This is a genomic window from Sulfitobacter sp. TCYB15 (assembly GCF_040435955.1).
GTDB lineage: Bacteria > Pseudomonadota > Alphaproteobacteria > Rhodobacterales > Rhodobacteraceae > Sulfitobacter > Sulfitobacter pontiacus.
This window is the reverse complement of sequence record NZ_CP159193.1, coordinates 596,466-620,275: the sequence shown is the minus strand read 5'-3', so window position 1 is coordinate 620,275 and position 23,810 is coordinate 596,466. Positions and strand designations below refer to the sequence as shown.

Here is a 23,810-nt window from a genome sequence, read left to right as displayed (position 1 = left end):
CAATGGTGCCCTAGCCCGCTTTGACTTCGCCCATCAATCCATCCATTTTGCGCGCCAGCTTGGCATCAAGCGAGCTTAGGCCGTCCACGTCATGGGTCGTCAGGGTAACGATCACCTTGTTATAGACGTTCTCCCACTCTGGATGGTGGTTCCATTTCTCGGCCCAGATCGCCGCGCGGGTCATCCAGCCGAAAGCATCCGCGAAATCATTGAACTTGAAGGTTTTGACGATCGCATCCCGGTCCTCCACCATAGCCCAGCCTGTGCTGAACAAGGGGGCCAATACGGTTTTGCGCGTCTCTTCGCTTAATCTTTCGCTCATTCCTGTTCCTCAACCTCGACCCTTTTGAATGGGCCGTAATCTGTCAAAATGTCTATCTCTTCGTCAACGGCTGCCCGTTCCTGTACAAGATAGTCTTCAACAGCGCGCATAAAACCCTCGTCCCGCATCCAATGCAGCGACCACGTCGCCTGTGGCAGGTAACCGCGCGCGAGCTTGTGTTCCCCTTGCGCACCTGCCTCGACGGTAGAGAGGCCCAGTTTGATCGCGATATCGATGGCCTGATAATAGCACAATTCAAAGTGCAAGAACGGATGATGTTCAGTGCAGCCCCAATAGCGCCCATAAAGCGCATCGGCACCGATAAAGTTCAGCGCCCCCGCCACCCACTCACCATCCCGCCTGGCTAGCACCAGTGCCATGTCGTCGCGTAGCTGGTCCTGGGCGATGTCGAAGAATGCGCGTGTCAGATAGGGCGTGCCCCATTTGCGCGCGCCTGTGTCCTGATAGAATTGCCAGAACGCATCCCAATGTTCGCGCTTCAGATCGTCACCGGTGAATACCTCTATCTCTCCGCCAAAGGCCTGCGCCTGTTGGCGTTCCTTGCGGATGTTCTTGCGCTTGCGCGAGCTGAGCGTGGCAAGGAACCCGTCGAAGTCCTTAAAGCCCGCGTTGTGCCAGTGGAACTGCTGGCTTTTGCGGGCGAGCAGGCCCAGTTGCTCTGCGGCGCTGGCCTCGTCCTGGGTACAAAAGGTAATGTGCAAGGACGACAGCCCGTTTGAATCGGTCAGCTGAACCGCCCCCTGAATGAGGGCCGCGGTGCCTGTCTCTTCAAACCCCGGACGGGTCAGGAAACGGCGGCCCGTGGCAGGGGTATGGGGCACGGCGATCTGCAGCTTGGGGTAATAGCGCCCGCCCGCCCGTTCAAACGCATGGGCCCAGCTGTGGTCAAAGATGTATTCACCCTGACTGTGTGACTTGGCGTACATCGGCGCCACCGCGATGATCTGACCGTCAATGGCAGCGCTGAGGTATTGCGGCTGCCACCCCGTACCGGGGCCGACGCTGCCGCTTTCCTCTAGCGCTGAAAGGAAACGAAAGGTGGTGAAAGGGTCCGCGGGGCGCGCGCCCCCGGCGGCTTCGGGACAGGCACAGGCATCCCATTCCGCCTGACCGATGTGCGCGATGCGCGAGGCAATTCTTATTTCGACGTCGCGCGCGTTCATACTGGATGTCCCGTTGTCATAGGCCTTATCTGTGGCCGAAGCCGGACGGTTCAACCTTGCAGCGGCGCGTCATAGCCTTCGAAGGTGATATTATGCGCAAATTCGCGTGCGCCGTTTTCAACTGAAAGGCTGCGCACGGTCCAGCAGCAGATCATCGCGCCTGCCTCGCGCAGCTCTGCCACACGGGGGCGGGGCAGATCGTCGACCTCGTGGCTGATGAAACACGCGCCGGTGCGATCGTAATCGGGGATCTCGCGCAGGCGGTCGCAGGTGGCTTTGGGCAGCGGCCATTCGACATAGCGATAGGCGCTGGTCACCAATCCACGCGGCACATCCGGCAGCAGCTCTGCCATCCGCGCGACGCTGTTGGGGTTGAACGACATGATAGCCACATCGCCCACATAGTCGCGCAGGGCTTCTGCCACCGCATCTTCCAGCGGTCCGATGTCCGTGCCCATTGCACCGTCCTGATCCTTGATCTCGACCAGCAGCGGCACGCGTCCTGCGATCAGTTCCAGTACCTGCGGCAGGGTGGGAATAGTGTCGTTGCCGCCGGTGAGCGTAATCTGGCACAGGTCATCCGCATCGCGTTGCCGGATGGCACCGGTCTGGCCTGTCAGGCGATCCAGCGCATAGTCGTGAAACACCAGCGCCACACCATCGCGTGACAGTTGCACATCAAGCTCGATGCCATAGCCCCGATCAATCGCGGCCTGAAAGGCGGCAAAGCTGTTTTCGGGCCGACCGGCATCGCGGTGATGAAAACCGCGATGCGCAATAGGGGTCGTATAAAACGCCTGTGGTAGGGTCATTCGATTTCGAAAATGCCTTCGATCTCGACCGCGACACCCAGCGGCAAGGAAGCGGCAGAAACGGCCGAGCGCGCGTGACGCCCCGCATCCCCCAAAGCTTCGACAAGGAAGTCAGAGGCCCCGTTAACCACTTTGGGCTGGTCGGTGAAATCGGCGGTGGAGTTCACAAAGGCCGTCAGCTTCACCACCCGCTTGAGCCGTTCGATATCGCCGTCACATGCGGCTTTGACTTGCGCCAGCAAGCTGATCGCGCAGGTCTTGGCGGCTTCGGCACCCGCGGCGACATCCATATCCGCGCCCAGTTTTCCAGTGATGAACCCGTCCGGCCCGTTCGAGATCTGGCCCGAAACATAGACCGTGTTGCCGGTTTTCACGAAGGGCACATAGTTCGCCGCAGGGGCAGGTGCGTCAGGCAGGGTGACGCCAAGATCGTTCAGACGGCTGGTGATGCTCATGGGGGACTTCCTTGGAATGAATGGCTTTGGCGGGACGATAGCGATGCGATGCCGAAACGAAAAGACCCAAGAGGGAGGAACTGCAACACCTGCCACCAACGCGAGATGCCCAAGGAAACTCATGTTGCGTATTTCGGGGACGCTGCGCATAACAAACCATGTTTTTCACGCGTTTTCGGGATTTATACCATGTTCAAGGCCACGACCCTCTCCACATCGCTGCGCGCCCTTGTGGGTGTCACTTTGGTTGCAGGTCTTGCCGCCTGTAGCGGTGCATCGCGCCCCCAGCCCGCAGGGGTCAATGACCCGCACGAGGTCGGTAACCGCAAGGTCCACGCCTTCAATCAGAAGATCGGCGGATCGGGCAAACCCAACCGCGTGCTGGGGGCGGTGCCGATCGAATTCCAGACGGTCGTGCATAACGTCTCCGAGAACCTGTCGATGCCGCAAGCTGCCGTCAACAGCGCCTTGCAGGCCGATGTCGCGGGCTTTGGCCTGTCTACCTACCGCTTCTTGGTAAACAGCACGCTTGGGATGGGCGGCCTGTTCGACGTCGCGAGCGAATTCAAAGTGCCCGAGCATGATACCGACTTTGGCGAAACGCTGTATGTCTGGGGTGTGGGCGAAGGCCCGTATATCGAACTTCCGCTGATCGGCCCATCGACCCGCCGCGACACCGCCGGCCGCGTGGTGGACCTGTTCACCAACCCGCTGTCCTATACGCTTGATAGCCCCGAAAGCTATGTCGGCACCGTCACCGGCTATGCCGATAGCGCATTCGAGAAAAACCGCCGCATCGTGAATGGCAAGCAAGTGCCGATGTCCGCATCGGGCGACAGCTATGCCCAGGCACGTCAGGACTATCTGCAAAAGCGCCGTGCCGATCTGGCGCGCCCCACCAGCATCGCCGCCACCACCGGCCCGCGCATGGTTGACTAAGCATCAAATAACACGCGCCTCCCTTCCGGTCTCTTTCGGATAGGGGCGCGCGATTCAGGTCAGGGCAGCTTGGCAACGGGCCTGCGGAGGATCATTATCAGGGCATGGATATCACCCTGATCAAAACCTTTATCGAAGTCGCCAACACCGGCTCTTTTGTCGCTGCTTCCGAACGGCTGTTTGTCACCCAATCCGCTGTCAGCCTGCGCGTGCAACGACTGGAAGACAGCCTGGGCCACCCGCTGTTCAAACGATCAAAAGCGGGGGCGGTGCTGACCTCGGAAGGCGAACAATTCACCTCATACGCGCTAAGCCTTCTTAAGATATGGGAAGAAGCCCGGCAGCAGATCGCGATCCCGGAAGGATATAGCCGCAGCTTTTCTTTCGGCGCACAGCACGCCCTGTGGCACAAGCTTGGCTTTCGCTGGATCGACGCGATGCAAGCGATGATGCCCGAACTGAGTATTCACGCCGAAATGGGTATGTCCGACCGGCTAACGCGGTTTCTGGTCGAAGGGGTTATTCAGGCCGCCTTGCTTTACACCCCGCAGCTGCGCCCCGGTTTGCGCGTCGAACCCGTGCTGGAGGAAGAACTGATTCTCGTCGCGTCCTTTGAAACGGACGTCAAAGATCTTGGCAAAGAATATGTCGCGGTCGACTGGGGGCCGGAGTTTACACATATGCACGCCAGCGCCCTGCCCCATCTGACCAATTCGGGGCGATCATTGGCCCTTGGCGGGCTTGCGGCCGATTATATCGTCAACCGTCGCGCCGCTGCTTACCTGCCCGCACGGGCAGTGCAACGGTATCTCGACGTTGGAAAACTGCATGTTGTGGCAAATTCCCCACGCTTTGCGTACCCCGCATGGGTGGTCTGGCGCGAAGATCTGGACCCCGAGATGCTGTCGATCGCACGGCGTAGTTTGATGGACCTCGCTCAAGCGGCTGAAAATCAACAGAATATTCTGATCGAGAGCTTGGACAACGGGCAAAACACGCCTTAATCCCGCTTCAAGGGCAGTTAACACGAGTAATACTTGCTTCATGCACGATTTATTCGAATTTCACTTATCTGACCCCCTGTCTTAAATCCATTCTCAGCAGAGATGCTCTCGCCTCAACCAACGAGGCGGGTCACTTCTAAGGGAAAGGATTCCCCAATGAATACAGTACTTAAAGCGTCCGCGGTTTCCGTAATCGCACTCTTGGCTGCTGCTCCCGTTTTCGCGCAGCAACGTGCGCTTGGCATTGAAACGCTGAACGACCAGATCGACGACATCACCGATGACGTGAACACCGACCTGGCCCGCGGCACCGACGCAGAACGTTATGGCGCCAATGGCGTTGCCCAAGGTTGGCGCGGGTCTTTCGCCCTGTCCGCATCGGGCACCAGCGGCAACACAGACAACGGCGAAGTATCGGGCGCTGGCCGCCTGACATACGGTGTCGGCGACTGGAACCACCTGGTTGGTTTTGCGGTAGAATACGGCGAAGCAAACGGCACCAAGAGCGAAGAGAAGTTCTTTGGTACCTATGAAGGTAGCCGCTACTTCACGCCCGAGTTCTATGCGTTCGGCCTGGCCCGTTACCAATATGACGGTTACCTGACCGACACATCCGGTGCAGCCGTTGACGGTTCCGAAACAGACGCATTCTTGGGCTTTGGTCCGGGTTACCGCGCGATCAATAAAGAAGACAACACATGGCGCGTTCAAGCGGGCCCCGGTGTACGCTACTTTAAAGACGCAACCGGCACCTCCGAAACCGAAGTCGGCTTCATCGCCTCGTCGCGCTACTTCTACGCGTTCAACGACATCGTATCCTTCACCATGGACACCGACATTGTTGGCTCTGACGTGAACACCATCGTGTCGAACGACGCTGGCATCAACTACAAGATGTCCGACAACCTGTCGACACGCGTAAGCTACCGTACCGACTACAACACCGATCCGGTTGCGGGCCTGAAATCCACTGACAACACCCTGGGTGTGTCGCTGGTTCTGGGCTTCTAAGCCAGACCGTCAAACCCCACGGGGGCGGGTCTCCTCGTACCGCTCTCGGGGATGCGACAAAAGGAAGGGAGGCCGGAATAATCCGGCCTCCCTTCTTTCGTTTCCGAAGCGCTGTGCTGCGGCAGAGGCAGGGCCTTTACCCGCCAAAGATATCGCGCAGCACCCTGTCGATGACGCCCAGTGGGTTGTCCTGACGCGGTACCCGCTGCGGCTGCGCCGGTTGCTGAGGCTGCGGCGGGGCTTGCACCACTGGCGGTTCCGGCACGATCATCGGCAGCGGCGTATTCGGCAGCCCTTCGTGAACGCGCATCATGACCTGCTGCCAGATCTCGGTGGGCAACCCGCCCCCCGATACACCGGTCAACGGCGTGTTGTCGTCATAGCCCATCCAGACACCGGCCACGTAGTCGGCGGAAAAACCGATGAACCACGCGTCGCGGTTGGCCTGTGTCGTGCCCGTTTTACCGGCCAGCTCACGGCCACCAAATTGCGCCCGCTGCCCCGTGCCTTCGGACACGACCTTTTCCATCATATAGACCAGTTGCAGCGCGGCATCTTCCTGAATGACCCGCTCGCCGATACCGCCGCCGGTGCCCATTACCGGATCAGTGTCGCCCTGCAACGTCAGATCAATCAGCCCATAGGGTTTAACGGATGACCCGCCGTTCAGGATGCCGGCATAGGCACCTGTCATTTCAAGCAACGTGCTTTCGGACGCCCCAAGAGCCAGCGCCGGACCGACGGCCAGATCACTTTTGATGCCGAACTGCTCGGCCACCTGGCTGACCACATCGCGCCCGACACTCTCCGAGACTTTGACCGCCGGAATGTTCAACGAATCCTTGAGCGCGGTGGTGAGCGTCACATTGCCCTTGAAGCTGTTGGTATAGTTCTTCGGGCACCATTGGCCCGACCCGGGCACGTTCAGACAATAGGGCGCATCTTCAATCAGATCGTTGGGCGAATACCCCAGATCCAGCGCCGCTGCATAGATAAACGGTTTGAAGGCAGAGCCGGTCTGACGCATCGCTTGTGTCGCGCGGTTAAAGGCCCCCGCGACCTTGGTCTTGCGCCCACCGACCATGCCACGCACGGCCCCGTCAGCAGACATGATCACCACAGCCGCCTGCGCTTTGGAGCCTTCGCGGACCTTGTTTTCGAACACCCAGCTCAGACCTTCCTCGGCGGCGCGCTGGATCTTTTGGTCAAGGGTGGTCTTGATCACCACATCCTCGGTCGTGTTGCGGGTAAAGAACTCCGGCCCCGACGACATCACCCAATCCGCGAAATAGCCACCCGCCTCGGCCTCTGCGGCTTCTGACAGCTCGGCGGGGTTGGCAATGGCGTTATCCGCTTCGGCTTTTGACAGATAGCCCTGATCCTCCATCAGGCGGATCACGGTTGCCGCACGGCTTTGCGACCGATCAAGATTATTGGTCGGTGACAGCGTGGTCGGTGCGGTCAACAGACCCGCCAGCATCGCGCCCTCGGCAGGCTTCAACGCGGCGGCCGGTTTGCCAAAGAAACGCTGCGACGCGGCTTCGGCCCCAAAGGCACCGCCGCCCATATAGGCGCGGTTGAGGTAGATCGACAGGATATCATCCTTGGAATACTTCGCTTCCATCGCCATGGAGAACAGGGCTTCCTTGCCCTTGCGCGACAGCGAGGACCGGCGACATTCGGCTTCGTATTCCTTTTCCGTCTGCCCCGACGACGCATCATAGGGTTCACCCAGACACAGCAGCTTGGCCACCTGCTGCGTGATCGTCGAACCACCGTGACCGGACAAGGGTCCGCGACCCTCGCTCAGGTTGATCTTGACCGCCGAAGCGATGCCGCGCGGGCTGACACCAAAGTGACGATAGAAGCGTTTGTCCTCTGTCGCGATCACCGCGTTCTTCAGAGCGGGGGATACGCTGTCTGCGGTGACGACGCCGCCGAACTGATCCCCGCGCCATGCAAAGACATCACCATAGCGATCCTTGAGCGTGACAGACCCTCGCGCGCGCCCATCCAGCAGCGCCTCGAGCGGCGGCAGCGTGGTGTAGAAATAGCCGACGGCCAACGCAACCATCAGCACCGCAACGGCAGTCACCCGCCAGACGATCGTCCAGATCAAACGGAAGACCCACCGCACCAGCGCGGCCAGCCAGCCAATAGGCCCCTTGGGGCGCGCAGGCGCACGACGTGCCGGCTTGCGCTTGGCCGGGGCCTTTTTCGCGACCGGCTTGCGGGGCGGTTTGCCGCCTTTGCCCGCGGTGCGTTTATCGGCAACCAAGGGCCGCTTCCGTTTGGATGAATCACTCATATGCTGCTCGCTGAACCATTCTTTTTTTTCGCACTCTATCCTGCACAGCGCGGTTTGTTTAGCGCAGACGCCCCGCTGCGCCGTCTAATTAATGCCCAATAATTAAGCACTCTTCCCACAGCGCCCAATAATCAGGCAAACACGCCTACCCAGAGAGGCACTAAGCGCGATGCACCCTTCCTTCAAGGGGCACCGGCCGCTCTTTTATCCAAGGCATAACGCAGGAAGTACCTGCCATCTGGAAGAGGGATTATAGGTGAAACTCATTATCGCAACAATCAAGCCATTCAAGCTCGAGGAGGTGCGCGAAGCACTGACCGAAGCGGGCGTGCGTGGCCTGATGGTGACCGAGATCAAGGGCTTCGGTGCCCAATCCGGCCATACCGAAATCTACCGCGGCGCTGAATATGTCGTGAACTTCGTACCCAAGGTGAAGCTTGAACTGGTGGTCGCAGATGCGCTGGCCGACCAGATGGTCGAGACGATCACCCGCACCGCACATACCGGCAAGATCGGCGACGGCAAAATCTTTGTCCTCGACGTTGAACAAGCCGTGCGCGTGCGCACCGGCGAAACCGGCGAAGACGCCATCTGACCCCCACGTCCGAGGAATTGACGACATGACATCACGACTTCTTATTCCCCTTGCCGCCGCAGCGACGCTGCTGCCGTCCTTGGGTTTCGCGCAGGAGGCCGAGTATGCAACCGCGGCTGACACTGCTTTCATTTTCAACACGATCCTGTTCCTGATCGGCGGCTTTCTGGTGTTCTGGATGGCAGCGGGTTTTGCCATGCTCGAAGCCGGTCTGGTGCGGTCCAAGAACGTGACCACCCAGCTGACCAAGAACATCGCGCTTTTCGCACTGGCCGCCATTCTCTACTGGCTGGTCGGCTATAACATCATGTACCCCGGCGACGCGTGGATCATCCCCGGCGTGTTCGGCACTTTTGCAACCAAGGACATCAAGACGGCGATTGACGCGGGCGGCTATTCCAACGCGTCGGATTTCTTCTTCCAGTTGATGTTCTGCGCGACCACCGCATCCATCGTTTCGGGCACATTGGCCGAGCGTATCAAACTGTGGCCCTTCCTGATCTTCACCATCGTGCTGACCGGCTTTATCTATCCGATCGAAGCAAGCTGGCAGTGGGGCGCAGGCTGGTTGTCTGACGCGGGCTTCAGCGACTTTGCGGGTTCCACTCTGGTCCACGCCGCGGGCGGCTTTGCGGCTCTGGCAGGTGCGCTGGTGCTTGGCCCCCGTATCGGCAAATACAAAGACGGTCGTGTGATCCCGATGCAGGGTTCGAACCTGCCGCTCGCCACTTTGGGCACGTTCATCCTGTGGCTGGGTTGGTTCGGCTTCAACGGCGGCTCGCAATTGGCCATGGGGTCGATGATCGACGCTGATGCTGTTGCGCAGATCTTTGCCAACACCAACATGGCTGCTGCTGCCGGTGCCATCGCCGCGCTGGTCCTGACCCAGATGCTGTACAAAAAGCCCGACCTGACAATGGTGCTGAACGGCGCGCTGGCCGGTCTGGTCTCTATCACAGCTGGCCCGCTTGACCCGACGCTCTTCGGTGCGCTTTGGATCGGTGCTGTGGGCGGTGCGATCGTGGTCTTCGCGGTGCCCTTCCTCGACAAGCTCAAGATCGATGACGTGGTCGGTGCGATCCCGGTTCACCTGATCGCAGGCTTCTGGGGCACGCTGGTTGTTCCCGTCTACACCGACGGCACATCCTTTGTGACACAGATCATCGGCTTTGCCTCAATCGGTGCCTTTGTCTTCATCGTGTCGCTGATTGTCTGGATGATCCTGAAAGCCACCACCGGCATCCGCGTCAGCGAAGAAGCCGAGATCGCTGGTCTGGACGTGTCCGAACTGGGCATGGAAGCCTACCCTGAGTTCTCCAAGAGCTAAGGTCTAAACTCCTGCAGGCAGGCAGAGGCCCGGGCGTTCGCGCCCGGGCTTTTTGCTGCGCGCGTGTTATGCTGGGCAGGACTGGCAATGCGCCCAAACAAAACCGCCGCGCCAGATGCCAGCGCGGCGGTTTGAGTATTTTTGAAAGGGTGAAGCGGCGGGTTAGATGCCGACCTCGATGATCGCCTTGGCGAGGATCGGCACGGTTTCGGCGTTCAGCCCCGCGATGTTCATGCGGCTGTCACCCACCATATAGATGCCGTGGTCTTCGCGCAGCTTGTCGACCATGTCAGACGAGGTTCCGAGGCGCGAGAACATGCCGCGGTGTTCGGCAAGGAATCCAAAACGGTCAGAGCCGGAGAGACGCTGAAGTTCGCCCGCGAGCTGGCTGCGCAGGCCCAGCATGGTGTTGCGGATGTCTTCGAGCTCGGCCATCCAGTCGCTGCGCAAGGCGTCATCGTTCAGGATGGTGGTGACGATGCGGGCCCCGTGATCGGGCGGGAAGCTGAAGTTCTGACGGTTGAGAAAGGCCAGCGTGCCCTGGTTCAGCTTTTGCGCCGAGGTGTCTGCCGACAGCGCCATCAGGATCCCGGTGCGTTCGCGGTAAATCCCGAAGTTCTTGGAGCAGCTTGCCGCGATCAGACATTCAGGCACCGCCGCCGCGACCTTGCGCGTGGCCGCCGCATCCGCGTCAAGCCCGTCGCCAAAGCCCTGGTAGGCGATATCGATCATCGGGGTGGCACCGGTGTCTTGCAACACTTTGATCACCGCGTCCCATTCGGCGGCGTTCAGGTTGGCCCCTGTCGGGTTGTGGCAGCAGCCGTGCAGCAGGACCACATCGCCTTTTTGCGCGGTCTTGAGGTCGGCGATCATGCCGTCAAAATCAACGCCACGGGTTTCATCGTCGAAATAGCGGTAGGGGACCATCTCCATCCCCAGATATTTCAGGATCGACAGATGGTTCGGCCATGTCGGGTTCGACACAAACACCCGCGCCTGCGGGCGGGCCATCTGGATCAGCTCGAACGCCTGACGGATCGCGCCGGTCCCGCCCGGGGTCGCGGCGGCGGCGACCTGTGCGCGGGGGACCGCATCGCCAAGCACCATCTGCACCATCGCATCGCCAAAGGCAGGGTCGCCCGCCAAACCGGTATAGGCCTTGCTGGTCTGGGCTTCCCACAGTTGGTGCTCAGCCGCCTTGACCGCGCGCATGACGGGCGTCAGCCCCGTGGCATCCTTGTACACGCCCACGCCAAGGTCGATCTTGGTCTCGCGGGGGTCATCCTTGTACATCTGCATCAAGGCAAGGATTTTATCGGCGGGCTGCGCCTGTAGGGTTTCGAACATTATGCGTCTCCGGTCGCAACGGGCACGGTGGGGAACATCCCCCATTCTGCCCAAGATCCATCGTAAAGGGACCAATCGGTATGGCCCATCCGTTCCAGTGCCAGCGCGAGTATCGCCGCGGTGATGCCGGACCCGCAGGTCGTGATCACAGGGTGCGACAGGTCAATGCCTGCCGCTTCAAAAGCCGCTTTGGTCTCGGCTACGGATTTCAGTGTTTTGTCGTCGTTCAACAGCTCTGTGTAGGGCAGGTTGCGCGACCCGGGGATGTGGCCAGCGCGCAGGCCTTCGCGGGGTTCGGGCGCGTCGCCGCGAAAGCGGGCCGCTGCGCGGGCATCAACGATCTGCGGTGCCTTGAGCTTGGACGCCTGAGCGACCTGCGTCACATCACGCACCAATTGGTTTTGGAAACGCACGGTCATGTGGCGGTCGCGGGGGATCGGGGGCATGTCTTCGGTGGGGCGACCTTCGGCGACCCATTTGGGCAGGCCCCCATCCAGCACGGCGACATTTTCCTGCCCCATCAGACGGAACAGCCACCACACACGCGCGGCCGACAGCAAGCCGGCCCCGTCATAGACAACCACCTGATGCCCGTCGCCCACACCCATAGCGCGCATCCGCGACATGAACTTTTCAGCAGGCGGGGCCATATGCGGCATATCCGACCGCCCATCAGAGATTTCGTCGATGTCGAAAAAGCGGGCGCCGGGGATATGCGCCTGATTATATTCGGCTTTGGGGTCGCGTCCCGCATCGGGCAGATACCATGACGCGTCCAGCAGACGCAGGTCGGGATCCTTGAGGTGCTGCGCCAGCCAATCGGTTGAAACAAGCGTTTTCGGGTTGTCAGCCATGGGTCCACCCCCTTTTAGAACAGGTTTTTCAATGCCTACCCGCGACGGCCCCCGCAAGCAAGAGCCCGCGACTGTGCACATGCAGCACAGGCCGGAAATGGGCATATTGTGTTCCGTTCAGACCCCGAGAGCGGGACGGGGCGTCAGCCGTGGTCTTTCAGCAGACGCTGCTTTTGGCGGGACCAGTCGCGCTTGGCGGCGGTTTCCCGTTTATCGTGCAGCTTTTTACCCTTGGCGATGCCGATCTTGATCTTGGCCATGCCACGGTGATTGAAATACATCACCATCGGGACCAGCGTCATGCCTTTGCGTTGGGTTTCATTCCACAGGTTCGACAGTTCCTTCTTGGACACCAAGAGCTTGCGGCGACGGCGTTCCTCGTGGGTGAAGGTCTTGGCCTGCGTGTAAGGCGCGACGTAGGAGTTCACCAACCACAGCTCGCCATCTTCCACGGCGGCATAGCTTTCGGCGATATTGGCACCGCCGTTGCGCAGGGATTTGACCTCGGACCCTTCAAGGATGATGCCGCATTCGACATCATCGTCGATCGCGTAATCGAACCGTGCGCGGCGGTTTTCGGCGATGACCTTGTAGTTCGGGTCGGATTTGGAAGATGATTTAACCTGTGACATGCCAAGGATGTAGGGCGTTGCGGCCCTGCGCGCAAGATGCCGCAGCGGGCATAACCGCATGGACCGTCAGGCGGGGCGCGCCGACCCTGCCCGCTTAGTCGCCCAGTTTGGCGTGCACCTCGGCAAGGTCGATCTCGCCCGTGGGCATCTTGTTTGCCGGATTGTCGAAATCGTATTTGAACAGCTCGAAATCCTTTTTGAAGATCTCGCGCATCAGATGCATCGACAGATCGTCGAAGTAATCCTCTACCGGATGGGCGCGCTTGGGGCCGTGGCCTTCGGATTCGTTAAACCGCGGAATGTCGGACAGGTTCACCGCATGGGGCGTGTCGATGGCATCCAGCACGCTTTGCATGCCGTCGTTGAACTTCTCTGTCCAGATGATCTTGTCATAGGTGCCGCCGTTCACGATGAACGTGCTGACATGCCCCGATTGCGCGGACCAGTGGATGTCCGGGTCCATCGGGCGACGCCAGCGGATGGTGTCGCGGGCAAACAGCAGGAAACGGCGGAAGCTGGCGATCTGGTCAAACTCTTGCTTGCCGTCATCGCCGCCGACCTCGATCCCGTATTTCTGCACGAGCAGCGGCACCAGATTGCCGCGATACCGCCGGCCATTGCGCTGGATGCCGCAGATCTTGTCGAAGAAAGAGCTGAGGATGCGGGTATATGGATTGCGCACGCAGGTGAAGGCGTAGGATTTGTGGTTTTCCACATTGCGCGTGATCAACGGCTGAGAGTCGTCATGCGCCCATTTGTGCATGCCCGATTTCGCGTCATGGATGTCGCCGTCAAAGAATTCTCCATGGTCCGAATAGAACATGATCTGCCCGATCGTCGAACAGGCGCATTTGGGCACCACGCGGTAGACCACGCTTTCGCTTTCTGTCATCCATGTCCCTGGGAAACCCATAATCGGCTCTGCCTCCTAAATTTTTTCGCACTTATGCTGCCATTTATGGCGACAGAATGGCCTGAAATATAGAAAAAGCAAATATTCGCGGTTTATTCAATCGCTGTTCGCCTTTATCTAACAAACTCGTCCAGAGCAGAGGGGATGCGTGTTTCGCGATGGCCAGAATTGCCTATATCCTTTTGTGTCACAAAGACCCCGTTGCAATCATCAAGCAGGCGGAGAGATTGACGGCGTCTGGCGACTACATGTCGATCCACTTTGACGCCTCGGCCAGCCCGACCGATTTCGCACAGATCACCCAAGCGCTTGGCAAGAACCCCAATGTGACCTTCGCAAGCAAACGCATCCGCTGCGGTTGGGGAGAATGGTCGCTGGTACAGGCGACGCTGAACGCCGTCGAAAGCGCGATTGATGCCTTTCCGCGTGCCACACACTTCTACATGCTGTCGGGCGATTGCATGGCAATCAAATCCGCCGAATACATCCACGACTACCTTGATGATAACGACGTCGATTTTATCGAAAGTTTTGACTACTTCGAAAGCGACTGGATCAAGACCGGCTGGAAGGAAGAGCGGCTGATCTACCGTCACTGGTTCAACGAGCGCACACAGAAAAAGCGGTTCTACGGCATGTTCGAGTTGCAGAAACGCCTTGGTCGGACGCGCGACATTCCTGCGGACCTGCAAATCCAGATCGGCAGCCAGTGGTGGTGCCTGCGCCGCCAGACCATAGAGGCGGTGATGGCCTTCACCCGCAAGCGCAAAGACGTGATGCGGTTTTTCAGGACCACCTGGATTCCGGACGAGACGTTTTTTCAGACCATCGTGCGCCATATCGTGCCCGACAATGAAATTCGTGCGCGCACGCTGACGTTCCTGATGTTTACCGACTACGGCATGCCGGTGACCTTCTATAACGACCACTACGATCTGCTGCTGGCCCAAGACTATCTGTTCGCACGCAAGATCAGCAGCGAGGCGACGGACCTCAAGCGCCGGTTGGGGTTGCTTTATTCGGCCAAGGATGTCGAACTGCAGATCAGCAACGAAGGGCGCAACCTGTTCAAGTTCCTGACCGGTCGGGGCCGGATCGGGCGGCGGTTCTCTACCCGTTTCTGGGAGACGGAGAGCACGCTGGGGCGCGAGCGCGAGCTGCTGATTGTCGTGTGCAAAAAGTGGCATGTCGCCAAACGCGTGCTAGAGCAGATGCGTCAGGTCACCAACCTGCCCGCGATCGAATATCTTTTCAGCGAACAGGACACCCCCCTGCCCGATCTTGGCGGCATCCAGAACAGTTTGGGCAAGCGCACCCGCCACCGGCGGTCCCTGATGCGGATGCTGTTCGACTATTACGAGGCCGACCGGCTGATCGTCTGCATGGACCCCGGCGATATCGACCTGCTGAACGACTTTGCCTCTGACCGGTCGATGACACGGGTTCTCGAGATCGAATGCCAGTTCTCGGATGACTACCTGATCGGCCATGCCATGCGCGTGGGGCTGGCGGGCGAACGCACCTCGGCTGACACGCTGGAACGGCTGCTGCCCACCATCCGGAACGACCTGACCCTTGAATCCGACCGCATCCGCGACGCGCAGTTTGAAAACTACGCCCGGATGCGCGAAACAGCCTCGGCGCAGGACAATGCCGAGGCGCTGGCCGCTTTCCTGCGCATCTCTCCGGAACAGGCGCAGCCCATTGCCGACACACATTATCTTTTCACCGATTAAGGACATTCCATGGCTTACAGCTACGACGACCAGAACATCTTTGCCAAAATCCTGCGCGGCGAAATCCCGAACAACACGGTATATGAATCCGACCACGCGCTTGCCTTTCGCGATATCGAACCCCAAGCGCCGACGCATGTGCTGGTGATCCCCAAGGGCCCCTACATCAGCTTTGACCACTTCGCGGCAGAGGCAAGCGATGCCGAAATCGTCGGCTATGTACGCGCCATCTCGGAAGTCTGCAAAGCCGAAGGTGTCACATTGGACGCGGGCGAAGGGTTTCGTATGATCGCCAATGCTGGCGCGCATGGGGTTCAGGAAGTCCCGCACCTGCATGTGCATATTCTGGGCGGTCGGCCCATGGGGCGCATGGTGGCGCGCCCCAGCTAACCCGTCAGGACATCAATCAGTGCGCAAAAGGCGCGGCGTGATCTTGCGCCGCGCTTATTTGTTCTTACGACCCGCCCGCCAGCGCGCGAAACGGCCCTGCTTTTCGGCGATGTCATCTTCCAGCCGCTCTAACGTCGGATCGATGCGCGCGCGTTTGAACCGACGCCAGCGGACCCAGATCGCATAGACCACCGCGGCAAACAGGGTCAGGATAATGATATTCAGGAACGGGATTCCCTTGCTGGCATCCGGCCCGTCCACCACGCGCACGGACACCGCGTTGGGGAAGATCGACAGGAACTCGTTGCGCCAGCCGTAATGCTTGACCGCGACATACTGCGGCGTACCGGCGGCGGACTTCAGATCAGATGCCTCGGCTTGCAGGTTGGTCGTGTCGAACTTGAAATACGGCGGCCAGCCCCAGCCGGTATCCTCGTTGCGGTAAACCATGACGTCGCCTTTGGCCCGACGCGTCTGGATGAAGAAAACATCGCGGTTGCCCAAGGCGGTGCTGTTGCCCACATCCGCATGCGACCAGAAGATCGAGTTCTCGCCAAAGTCGATGCGCTTTTCATAGGTGTCGGTGATCCGCACGATATCGACCTGAGGCAGCGTATAGTGAAAGAACGCGGCAATGATCAGCCAGATCACACCCCAGAAGGTCCATTTGATGATCGCCATCGGCGTTACCCCTTAGTTAAAGTTGGTGAGGTAGACGGTCAGGATGACCAGCCCCACCGGGACAATATAGACCCCAAGGATCAGCTTGCGACGGATCGACCCGTCATATCGTTTGAGCCCTCGTTGCACGAAAATGTCGCGATCCACAAGACGCGGCCCGTCCTCCCACTTCTGGTAGAGCTTGCCGCGCCGTACCCGACGCGAATAGATCGACAGGGCGATATAGATGATCGTTAGAACGACGAACCCGATGACGATCAACCTTAACAAAGCCAGCATAATCCCTGCGCCTCTCTTGTGTCCCGGGCCGGGTGTCAGTCGGTGACGGGCCAGACGATCTTGATCTCGCCGCCGCTTTCACGCTCTGGGGTTTCCAGCTCTCCGCCCAATTGCTGCGCGGCGGCAAGCAGGATGCGCATGCCGAGCCCCGTGCCCGTGGTCCGATCTTTGGGAATACCGGGGCCGTCGTCAATGCAGCTGAGGTGGTAGAAGCCGCCCTTGCGCTCGCCGCGCAGGTCGAGTGTCCCGCGCTTGCGGCCCTCGTAGGCGTATTTCGCAGCGTTGGTCATCGCCTCGTTCACGATCATCCCCACGGATGACGCAGAGCGGGACGACAGATGCGCCTGATCAACCTCTATGTTCACCTGCACCCCGTCGGGCAATTGTTCACTGGTGGAATGGGCGACCTTCTTCAGGAAGGCTGCGATATCCACCGCGGCACCGGTTTCAGTCAGGTACAACGCTTCATGCAGGCTGCTGATGGTCGACAGGCGGCCCTGAATGGTGTCCAGCGCGGCGCGGGCTTCGGGGGATTTTTCGCTGCGGATCTGGATGCGGATCAATGCCTCTAGGGACTGGAGCGAGTTTTTCACGCGGTGGTCGACCTCTTTGCGCAGCACCTCGGCATCGGCTAGGGCCTTGCGCAGCTCGATCTGCCGCATCGCCTGCCCCGCCAGCACCTTGAGCGCGCGACGCTGAAAATCATTCAGCTGATGCGGTTTCTTATCCAGCACGCAGAGCGTCCCGAGCGGCAGATTCTTGTCATCCTCCAGCAAGGCACCGGCATAGAACCGGATCGAATCCTCGCCGGTGACGAAATTATTGTCAGCGGTGCGCGGATCGGCGGTGGTGTCGTTCACCTCCAGGTAGTCATCGCCCGCGATGGCATGGGCGCAAATACTGTCGGTGATGTCGCTACCGTCAATTTCAAGCCCGACCTTGGATTTGAACCACTGGCGGTCTTCATCCACCAAAGAGATCAGCGCGATCGGCACCTCGCAAATCTCTGCCGCGAGGCGCGTGATGTCGTCGAACCCTTCTTCGGGGGCGGTATCCAGAATATTATATCCCCGCAGCAACGCGAGGCGCATTTCTTCTTGTTCTATCAAAGATGCTTTCATCGGGAACACTCACGAAACAGCGTGCGGAAAGCACTTTTAACCAAGACTAAGGATGCAGACGATAGGCACGGATATGGCCTGACACCCCCATCCCGCGACAGCGATGCGTCAAGATATCGACGTGACAGGGTACGTCAAGCCATATTCCCTGTTTGTACTCGCGGTCACCCCCAACCGCAAAAAGGGCGTTTGCCCCCCGTAATGGGGGGCAGCGCAATCAGCCTACGACGTTGAAATCAGGGCCATAAGGATAGCCGGTGATATTGTCGTTACCGTCTTCTGTGATCACGAGAATATCATGTTCGCGGTAGCCGCCCGCGCCGGGTTGACCTTCGGGAAGGGTCAGCATCGGCTCCATCGAGATGACCATGCCGGGTTCAAGCACCGTGTCGATGTCCTCGCGCAGCTCCAGCCCTGCTTCGCGGCCATAGAAATGCGACAGCACGCCGAACGAATGACCATAGCCAAAGGTGCGGTATTGCAGCAGGTCACGCTCTTCGAGGAAGGCGTTGATCTTGTGGGTGACATCGGCGCAGCTGACACCGGGCTTCAGCAGGCTCATCCCGTATTCATGGGCAGCGACATTTGCCTCCCAGATTTTCAGGCTTGCGGGGTCCACCTCTCCGGCGAACATGGTGCGTTCCAGCGCCACGTAATAGGCCGAGATCATCGGGAAGGTGTTCAGCGACAGGATATCGCCGCGCTCCAGCTGCCGGGCAGTGACCGGATTATGCGCACCATCGGTGTTGATGCCGGACTGGAACCACACCCAGGTGTCGCGGTATTCGGCGTCGGGGAACCGCTTGGCGATTTCAAGCTCCATCGCATCGCGGCCTGCCATTGCGATGTCGATCTCGCGCGCGCCGATCTTGACCGCATCGCGGATCGCATAACCGCCTACATCAGCAACCTGAGCGGCCTGACGGATCAACGCAATCTCTGCCGGAGACTTGTGCATCCGCTGGCGCATGGTCGTCTCGAAAAGGTCGATCATCACCACCGGCTCAAGGAAATCTTCCAGCTTGTCGCGCTGCATTAGCGTCAGGTGATCCCCCTCATAGCCGATCACCGCGCCCTTGCCCGTAACCGAGGCGACGGCGCGCCAGTAATTGTCGCGCTGCCAGTCGGTATAGGTGATGTTGTCGCAGAAGCTGCGGCGCCACGGCTGACCGGCGTCGATGCCTGCGGAAATCGTCACACAGTCTGTCTCGGTCACCACCAGCCCATAGGGGCGACCAAAGGCGCAATACAGAAAGCCCGAATAATAGGCGATATTGTGCATCGACGTGAAGACCGCCGCCGTCGCACCGGCTGCATCCATCCGTTCGCGCAGCTCTTCCAGACGCGCTTCGTATTCAGCGGTGTCAAACGGCAGCGGAGACTTTGTGCCGTTATGGAAACGGTACATATCGGGACGGGCGGTTTTGGATGTATTGGTCATATCAGACCCTCCTTCTCAGAAAGGTCCCGGCGTGCAGGACGCAAGGGCCGTGAAATGCAGGACGACGCCATCGTCCCAACCCGCCCCCTGTCTCGCCGATTTGCGCGGCCCGATCAAGGCTCACTTTATGCCAAGCAGCGCTTTCACCATATCGCTGTCGGGGTCTTCCAGCAGGTCGATAATGTCAAAGTGGTGCCGCCCCTCGACGACGAACTGCTTGGCCCCCCACACGCGCGAGAATTGTTCGGCCTGCTCCAGAAAGGCGGGGCGCTCATCGGCCCCGACCCAGATCGTGACGTTCACCCCATGGGGCGGCGTCATGTTCACGGGGCTTTCCGCCGTCGCTTCGGCTTCGTCCAGCTGAAGAATGTCGTTCATAGAGGTCTGCAACAGCGGCATCAGGTCTGCCACGGGCGAGATGGAAACGATATTCTCGATCCGGTCGCGGACATCGCCGGACAGGATCAGCGGGTCGGTCATGCGGGCAACCTGCTGCCCACCCGCGGAATGGCCGACAAGCGCCAGCGCACCTTGGGTGCGTTTGGCGATCTCGGAAATGGCGCGAGCGACTTGTCCGGTGATCTGGCTGATCCGCACATCGGGGCACAGGTCATAGCCGACCATCGCAACCGCATAGCCGCGCGCCAGGGGGCCAGCCGCCAGATGGGACCAATCGGCAGGAGCAAACGCTTTCCAATAGCCACCGTGGACAAAGATCACCGTGCCCCGCGACACGCCTTCGGGTTCAAACAGGTCATAGATTTCGCGGTCGGTCGGCCCGTAAGAGATATTCTTTTGCGCACGAAACCCCAGCTTCTTGCGGAATGCCGCTGCGGCGTCTTTCCAGCGGGGCGGATATGCCTCTGCGTTATCGATATAAGCGGCGTTGGCATAGGCGTCGTCTAGCTGCATGTGGTCCTCCGTCAGCGTCCCGATACGAACTGGAACTAGACAATCATAGCGTTTGTTGCTTTGGGTAACCACAGACAAAAGCGGAGAGATCAAAATGACTGACGCAAAGACTGACCTGAAATCAATGCTCAAGGATCCAAGCCTGCTAGAGACCCGCGCCTATATTGGTGGCGAATGGGTGGATGGCGACGATGGCACCTTTGATGTAGTGAACCCCGCCCGCGGCGATGTGATTGCCAAGGTCGCCAACCTCAGCCGTGCGCAGGTGGCCGGTGCCATCGCCCAGGCGGAAAAGGCACAGAAGGAATGGGCCAGCTGGACCGGCAAGGAGCGGGCCGGCGTCATGCGCAAATGGTTCGACCTGATGATGGAAAACCAAGACGATCTGGGGGCCATCCTGACCGCTGAACAGGGCAAGCCTCTGGGCGAGGCCAAAGGCGAAATCGCCTATGGCGCGTCCTTTATCGAATTCTTCGGCGAAGAGGCCAAGCGCGTCTACGGCGAGACCATCCCCGGCCACCAGCGCGACAAGCGGATCACCGTGATCAAGCAGCCCATCGGCGTGGCCGCGTCGATCACGCCCTGGAACTTCCCCAACGCGATGATCACCCGCAAGGCCGCGCCCGCGCTGGCCGCTGGCTGCGCCTTTGTGGCGCGCCCCGCTGCGGAAACACCGCTGTCGGCAATCGTGATGGGTGTGCTGGCCGAACGCGCGGGCATCCCCGCAGGCGTGTTCAACGTGCTGCCGTCGTCGTCCTCCTCTGCCGTGGGCAAGGAGTTCTGCGAAAACCCCGCCGTGCGCAAACTGACCTTTACCGGATCAACCGAAGTGGGCCGCATCCTGCTGAAACAGGCTGCCGATCAGGTCATGAAATGCTCGATGGAGCTGGGGGGCAACGCGCCGTTCATCGTCTTTGACGACGCCGATCTGGACGCCGCCGTCGAAGGCGCGATCCTGTGCAAGTTCCGCAACAACGGCCAGACCTGTGTTTGCGCGAACCGCATCTACGTGCAGGCCGGTGTTTATGACGCCTTCGCTGAAAAGCTGAAAGCCCGCGTCGAAAAGATGAAGGTCGGCGACGGCTTTGAAGACGGCGTAGAGCTGGGGCCGCTGATCAACGGCGATGCCTCCGAGAAGGTGAAAGAACATGTCGAGGACGCGGTGTCGAAAGGTGCCGAAATCCTGCTGGGCAGCAAAGAAGAGAAGATGGAGGGCAACTTCCTCGCGCCGACCATCATCACCGGTGTGACGCAGGATATGAAAGTCTCGAAAGAGGAAACCTTCGGCCCGCTCGCCCCGCTGTTCAAGTTCGATAACGAAGACGATGTGATCGAGATGGCCAATGACACGATCTTTGGTCTTGCGTCCTACTTCTACGCCAAAGACCTGAGCCGCGTGTACAAGGTCGCAGAGGCGCTGGAATATGGCATCGTGGGCGTGAACACCGGCATCATCTCGACCGAGGTCGCGCCGTTTGGCGGCGTCAAGCAGTCCGGTCTGGGCCGCGAAGGCAGCCACCACGGGATCGAGGATTACCTTGAGATGAAATACATCTGCATGTCGGTCTGACCTGCGGATCATCCGGGATTAGAAACGGGCGGCGGGATCATCCTGCCGCCCGTTTTCGTATCAGCCGTTCAGCGCGCGGGTGATCAACTGGCCCAAGCGCGCGATCCCTTCCGCGATCTTGCCTTCGGTCGAGGTGGAGTAGCTGAGCCGCAACGTATTGCGCCCCGACCCGTCCGCGAAAAACGCGTGCCCCGGTACAAAGGCGACCCGTTCGCTTTCCAGCGATTGTTTCAGCAGATCGGCCCCGTCCAGCGTGTCGGGCAGTGTCACCCAGATGAACATGCCGCCTTCGGGTTTGGTCCAGCTCACCCCATCGGGCATATGCGCCTGCAGCGCTTCCAGCATAGTATCGCGACGGGCACGGTAGGCGCTTCGGATCGTGTCGATGTGGCTGTCGAAATGCTGCTCCGCGACCGAGGCCACGGCAATCTGGTTCAATGTGGCACTGTGCAGATCCGCCGCCTGTTTCATCAACACAAGTTGCGAGATCACCGGCATCGCGGCGCAGACCCAGCCCACACGCAGCCCGGGCGACAGTGTTTTCGAAAAGCTGCCGCAATAGATCGTCCGACAGACTTCCAGATCACCGTTCCGGCGTTCGGCCTCAAGCGCGAGGATCGGCGGGATCGCGTCGCCGTCAAAGCGCAGCGACTGATAGGCCGCGTCTTCGATCACGGCAATGTCCATTTCCTCGGCCAGATCAATCACCCGCTCGCGCGCGGCGCGGCTGACGGTGGCCCCTGTCGGATTGGCAAAATCAACGGAAAGATAGGCGAATTTGGCCGCGCCGCCTGCCTCTTTCGCGGCGGCGGTATAATCCGCACCACTGCGGTTGCTCAGCGGGTCCAGCTTGTCGTAGCGCGGCTCGTAGGCGTTAAAGGCGCCCAAGGCCCCCAGGTAGGTCGGCCAGCCCACCAGCGCGGTATCCCCCGGCGACAGGAACAGCTTGCCCAGATAATCCAGCGCCTGCTGCGAGCCCGAGGTGATCAGGATGTTGTCCGGCGTCGCCGGAATACCGATCGCCTGCATCTGCGCGGCAATCCAGACGCGCAAAGGTTTGTGCCCCTCGCTGGTGGAATACTGCAACCCCTGCGCCGCCATCGGCCCGTTCAGCGCCTCGGCAAAAGCGTCCTGAAACGCCGCTTTTGGAAACAGATCAGGGTCAGGAATACCACCGGCGAAAGAGATGATATCCGGCTGGTCCAACAGCTTGAGCAGCTCGCGAATTTCCGACGCCTTCATGCGATTGGCGCGTGTGGCAAATATTTCCTGCAGTGACATCCGGCGTTCCTCCCCCGACTGGATCGGGGCACTGTGCCCATTGCGCTATTTTAAGTCAACAACTGTGACCTAGCCCCCCATGCGCGCATAAAAAAGCCCGGCGCAAATGCACCGGGCTTCGTCTGTCACAGAGGTGTCGCTTAGTTGACGGTATTCGCGTCAACCACATCCTTTTCAATCGCCTTTGGCGCACGTGCGATCTGGATCTGGCGCGGTTTAAGCGCTTCGGGCACCTGACGTTCCAGATCGATGTGCAGCATACCGTCGGCATGGGCCGCGCCGGTCACTTGCACGTGATCCGCCAGATGGAAGCGGCGTTCGAACGCGCGGGTCGCGATGCCACGATGCAGATAGGTCTTGTCCGTATCTTCATCAGCTTTGCGCGCCGAGACGATCAGCGATTTTTCACGGACTTCAACGCTCAGGTCGCCTTCGGTAAAGCCGGCGACGGCGATGCTGATACGATAGGAATCATCGTCCAGTTTTTCGATGTTGTAAGGGGGATAGCTTGGCTGCGGTGCGTCGTTGGCCATCACGCGATCCATCAGATTGGCAATCTGGTCAAAGCCGACAGTCGAACGGTGCAGCGGTGCAAAATCAAAACTACGCATAGGTATTCATCCTCGTTTGAGCGATAATCATTCAGGCCTTCCACCATGGACAGACCTTGGGTTGTCTGCCGGAACCCTCAACAGG

24 protein-coding genes are annotated in these 23,810 nt (G+C 59.7%); 8 read left to right on the top strand and 16 right to left on the bottom strand.

Annotated features, from left to right (window positions below; translation table 11 throughout):
• Positions 1–10 precede the first annotated feature (10 nt).
• From ABM428_RS02890 to ABM428_RS02875, 4 genes are read right to left on the bottom strand one after another with little or no spacing between them, the layout of a single operon-like run.
• Positions 11–322 (bottom strand): 4a-hydroxytetrahydrobiopterin dehydratase, encoded by a 312-nt coding sequence (locus tag ABM428_RS02890; protein ID WP_005851091.1) that lies wholly within the window; start codon positions 320–322, stop codon positions 11–13.
• Entirely contained in the window at positions 319–1,506 is a 1,188-nt protein-coding gene (locus tag ABM428_RS02885; protein ID WP_353628149.1) for a GNAT family N-acetyltransferase, read from the bottom strand. The genes ABM428_RS02890 and ABM428_RS02885 overlap by 4 nt, the downstream gene beginning before the upstream one ends.
• A gap of 50 nt (positions 1,507–1,556) precedes the next feature.
• Complete coding sequence (locus tag ABM428_RS02880) at positions 1,557–2,318, bottom strand: glycerophosphodiester phosphodiesterase family protein (RefSeq protein ID WP_340244486.1); 762 nt, start codon at positions 2,316–2,318, stop codon at positions 1,557–1,559.
• On the bottom strand, positions 2,315–2,773 hold the full coding sequence (locus tag ABM428_RS02875; protein ID WP_009825875.1) for a RidA family protein: 459 nt from the start codon (positions 2,771–2,773) through the stop codon (positions 2,315–2,317). The genes ABM428_RS02880 and ABM428_RS02875 overlap by 4 nt, the downstream gene beginning before the upstream one ends.
• 189 nt (positions 2,774–2,962) lie before the next feature.
• On the opposite strand from ABM428_RS02875, the gene ABM428_RS02870 reads away from it, so the two are divergent.
• The 3 genes from ABM428_RS02870 to ABM428_RS02860 all read left to right on the top strand — a co-directional run bounded on the left by ABM428_RS02870 (position 2,963) and on the right by ABM428_RS02860 (position 5,727).
• Complete coding sequence (locus ABM428_RS02870; protein WP_353628148.1) at positions 2,963–3,712, top strand: VacJ family lipoprotein; 750 nt, start codon at positions 2,963–2,965, stop codon at positions 3,710–3,712.
• A gap of 104 nt (positions 3,713–3,816) precedes the next feature.
• Entirely contained in the window at positions 3,817–4,716 is a 900-nt protein-coding gene (locus tag ABM428_RS02865; protein ID WP_005851083.1) for a LysR family transcriptional regulator, read from the top strand.
• A gap of 156 nt (positions 4,717–4,872) precedes the next feature.
• Positions 4,873–5,727, top strand: coding sequence for a YdiY family protein (locus ABM428_RS02860; RefSeq protein ID WP_005851082.1), 855 nt, complete (start codon positions 4,873–4,875; stop codon positions 5,725–5,727).
• 136 nt (positions 5,728–5,863) lie between these two features.
• On the opposite strand, the gene ABM428_RS02855 is transcribed toward ABM428_RS02860, so the two are convergent.
• Positions 5,864–8,035: a transglycosylase domain-containing protein gene (locus tag ABM428_RS02855; RefSeq protein ID WP_206338403.1), complete on the bottom strand. Its 2,172-nt coding sequence runs from the start codon at positions 8,033–8,035 to the stop codon at positions 5,864–5,866.
• Between the two features lie 256 nt (positions 8,036–8,291).
• Between ABM428_RS02855 and ABM428_RS02850 the strand changes: the two genes are divergently transcribed.
• Both ABM428_RS02850 and ABM428_RS02845 read left to right on the top strand, forming a co-directional pair.
• Positions 8,292–8,630 (top strand): P-II family nitrogen regulator, encoded by a 339-nt coding sequence (locus tag ABM428_RS02850; RefSeq protein WP_005851080.1) that lies wholly within the window; start codon positions 8,292–8,294, stop codon positions 8,628–8,630.
• A 25-nt stretch (positions 8,631–8,655) separates the two neighbouring features.
• Entirely contained in the window at positions 8,656–9,957 is a 1,302-nt protein-coding gene (locus ABM428_RS02845; RefSeq protein WP_005851078.1) for an ammonium transporter, read from the top strand.
• A 162-nt stretch (positions 9,958–10,119) separates the two neighbouring features.
• Here the strand turns inward: ABM428_RS02845 and ABM428_RS02840 are convergent, their stop codons facing one another.
• From ABM428_RS02840 to ABM428_RS02825, 4 genes are all read right to left on the bottom strand, one after another.
• Entirely contained in the window at positions 10,120–11,304 is a 1,185-nt protein-coding gene (locus ABM428_RS02840; protein ID WP_064216295.1) for an amino acid aminotransferase, read from the bottom strand.
• Positions 11,304–12,158 (bottom strand): 3-mercaptopyruvate sulfurtransferase, encoded by an 855-nt coding sequence (gene sseA, locus ABM428_RS02835; RefSeq protein ID WP_009825869.1) that lies wholly within the window; start codon positions 12,156–12,158, stop codon positions 11,304–11,306. The genes ABM428_RS02840 and sseA overlap by 1 nt, the downstream gene beginning before the upstream one ends.
• 143 nt (positions 12,159–12,301) lie before the next feature.
• Positions 12,302–12,790: an SsrA-binding protein SmpB gene (gene smpB / locus ABM428_RS02830; RefSeq protein ID WP_009825868.1), complete on the bottom strand. Its 489-nt coding sequence runs from the start codon at positions 12,788–12,790 to the stop codon at positions 12,302–12,304.
• A gap of 94 nt (positions 12,791–12,884) precedes the next feature.
• Positions 12,885–13,703, bottom strand: coding sequence for a sulfotransferase family protein (locus ABM428_RS02825; protein ID WP_037943017.1), 819 nt, complete (start codon positions 13,701–13,703; stop codon positions 12,885–12,887).
• A 158-nt stretch (positions 13,704–13,861) separates the two neighbouring features.
• On the opposite strand from ABM428_RS02825, the gene ABM428_RS02820 reads away from it, so the two are divergent.
• Both ABM428_RS02820 and ABM428_RS02815 read left to right on the top strand, forming a co-directional pair.
• Positions 13,862–15,439: a DUF5928 domain-containing protein gene (locus ABM428_RS02820; protein ID WP_132997479.1), complete on the top strand. Its 1,578-nt coding sequence runs from the start codon at positions 13,862–13,864 to the stop codon at positions 15,437–15,439.
• 9 nt (positions 15,440–15,448) lie between these two features.
• Positions 15,449–15,829, top strand: coding sequence for a histidine triad nucleotide-binding protein (locus ABM428_RS02815; protein WP_005851062.1), 381 nt, complete (start codon positions 15,449–15,451; stop codon positions 15,827–15,829).
• Between the two features lie 54 nt (positions 15,830–15,883).
• On the opposite strand, the gene ABM428_RS02810 is transcribed toward ABM428_RS02815, so the two are convergent.
• The 5 genes from ABM428_RS02810 to ABM428_RS02790 form a co-directional block, all read right to left on the bottom strand.
• Positions 15,884–16,510, bottom strand: coding sequence for a DUF1523 family protein (locus ABM428_RS02810; protein WP_009825865.1), 627 nt, complete (start codon positions 16,508–16,510; stop codon positions 15,884–15,886).
• Positions 16,511–16,522: 12 nt separating this feature from the next.
• Positions 16,523–16,789 carry a hypothetical protein gene (locus ABM428_RS02805; RefSeq protein WP_132997478.1) on the bottom strand — a complete coding sequence of 89 codons (267 nt, stop codon included), beginning with the start codon at positions 16,787–16,789 and terminating at the stop codon, positions 16,523–16,525.
• Positions 16,790–16,824: 35 nt separating this feature from the next.
• The gene (locus tag ABM428_RS02800; protein ID WP_240790830.1) at positions 16,825–17,880 is read right to left on the bottom strand and encodes a histidine kinase dimerization/phosphoacceptor domain -containing protein; all 1,056 of its coding nucleotides are present in this window, start codon (positions 17,878–17,880) and stop codon (positions 16,825–16,827) included.
• Between the two features lie 247 nt (positions 17,881–18,127).
• A complete protein-coding gene (locus tag ABM428_RS02795; protein WP_009825862.1) occupies positions 18,128–19,351 on the bottom strand; it encodes an aminopeptidase P family protein in 1,224 nt (407 codons plus the stop codon).
• A 120-nt stretch (positions 19,352–19,471) separates the two neighbouring features.
• Entirely contained in the window at positions 19,472–20,263 is a 792-nt protein-coding gene (locus tag ABM428_RS02790) for an alpha/beta hydrolase (protein ID WP_037943008.1), read from the bottom strand.
• Positions 20,264–20,357: 94 nt separating this feature from the next.
• Between ABM428_RS02790 and ABM428_RS02785 the strand changes: the two genes are divergently transcribed.
• A complete protein-coding gene (locus ABM428_RS02785; RefSeq protein ID WP_037964723.1) occupies positions 20,358–21,833 on the top strand; it encodes an NAD-dependent succinate-semialdehyde dehydrogenase in 1,476 nt (491 codons plus the stop codon).
• A 60-nt stretch (positions 21,834–21,893) separates the two neighbouring features.
• Here ABM428_RS02785 and ABM428_RS02780 read toward each other — a convergent pair whose 3' ends face one another.
• Together ABM428_RS02780 and ABM428_RS02775 are read right to left on the bottom strand one after the other, a co-directional pair.
• Positions 21,894–23,114 carry a PLP-dependent aminotransferase family protein gene (locus ABM428_RS02780; RefSeq protein WP_353628147.1) on the bottom strand — a complete coding sequence of 407 codons (1,221 nt, stop codon included), beginning with the start codon at positions 23,112–23,114 and terminating at the stop codon, positions 21,894–21,896.
• A gap of 140 nt (positions 23,115–23,254) precedes the next feature.
• The gene (locus tag ABM428_RS02775) at positions 23,255–23,725 is read right to left on the bottom strand and encodes an Hsp20 family protein (RefSeq protein WP_005851048.1); all 471 of its coding nucleotides are present in this window, start codon (positions 23,723–23,725) and stop codon (positions 23,255–23,257) included.
• Positions 23,726–23,810: the final 85 nt, after the last annotated feature.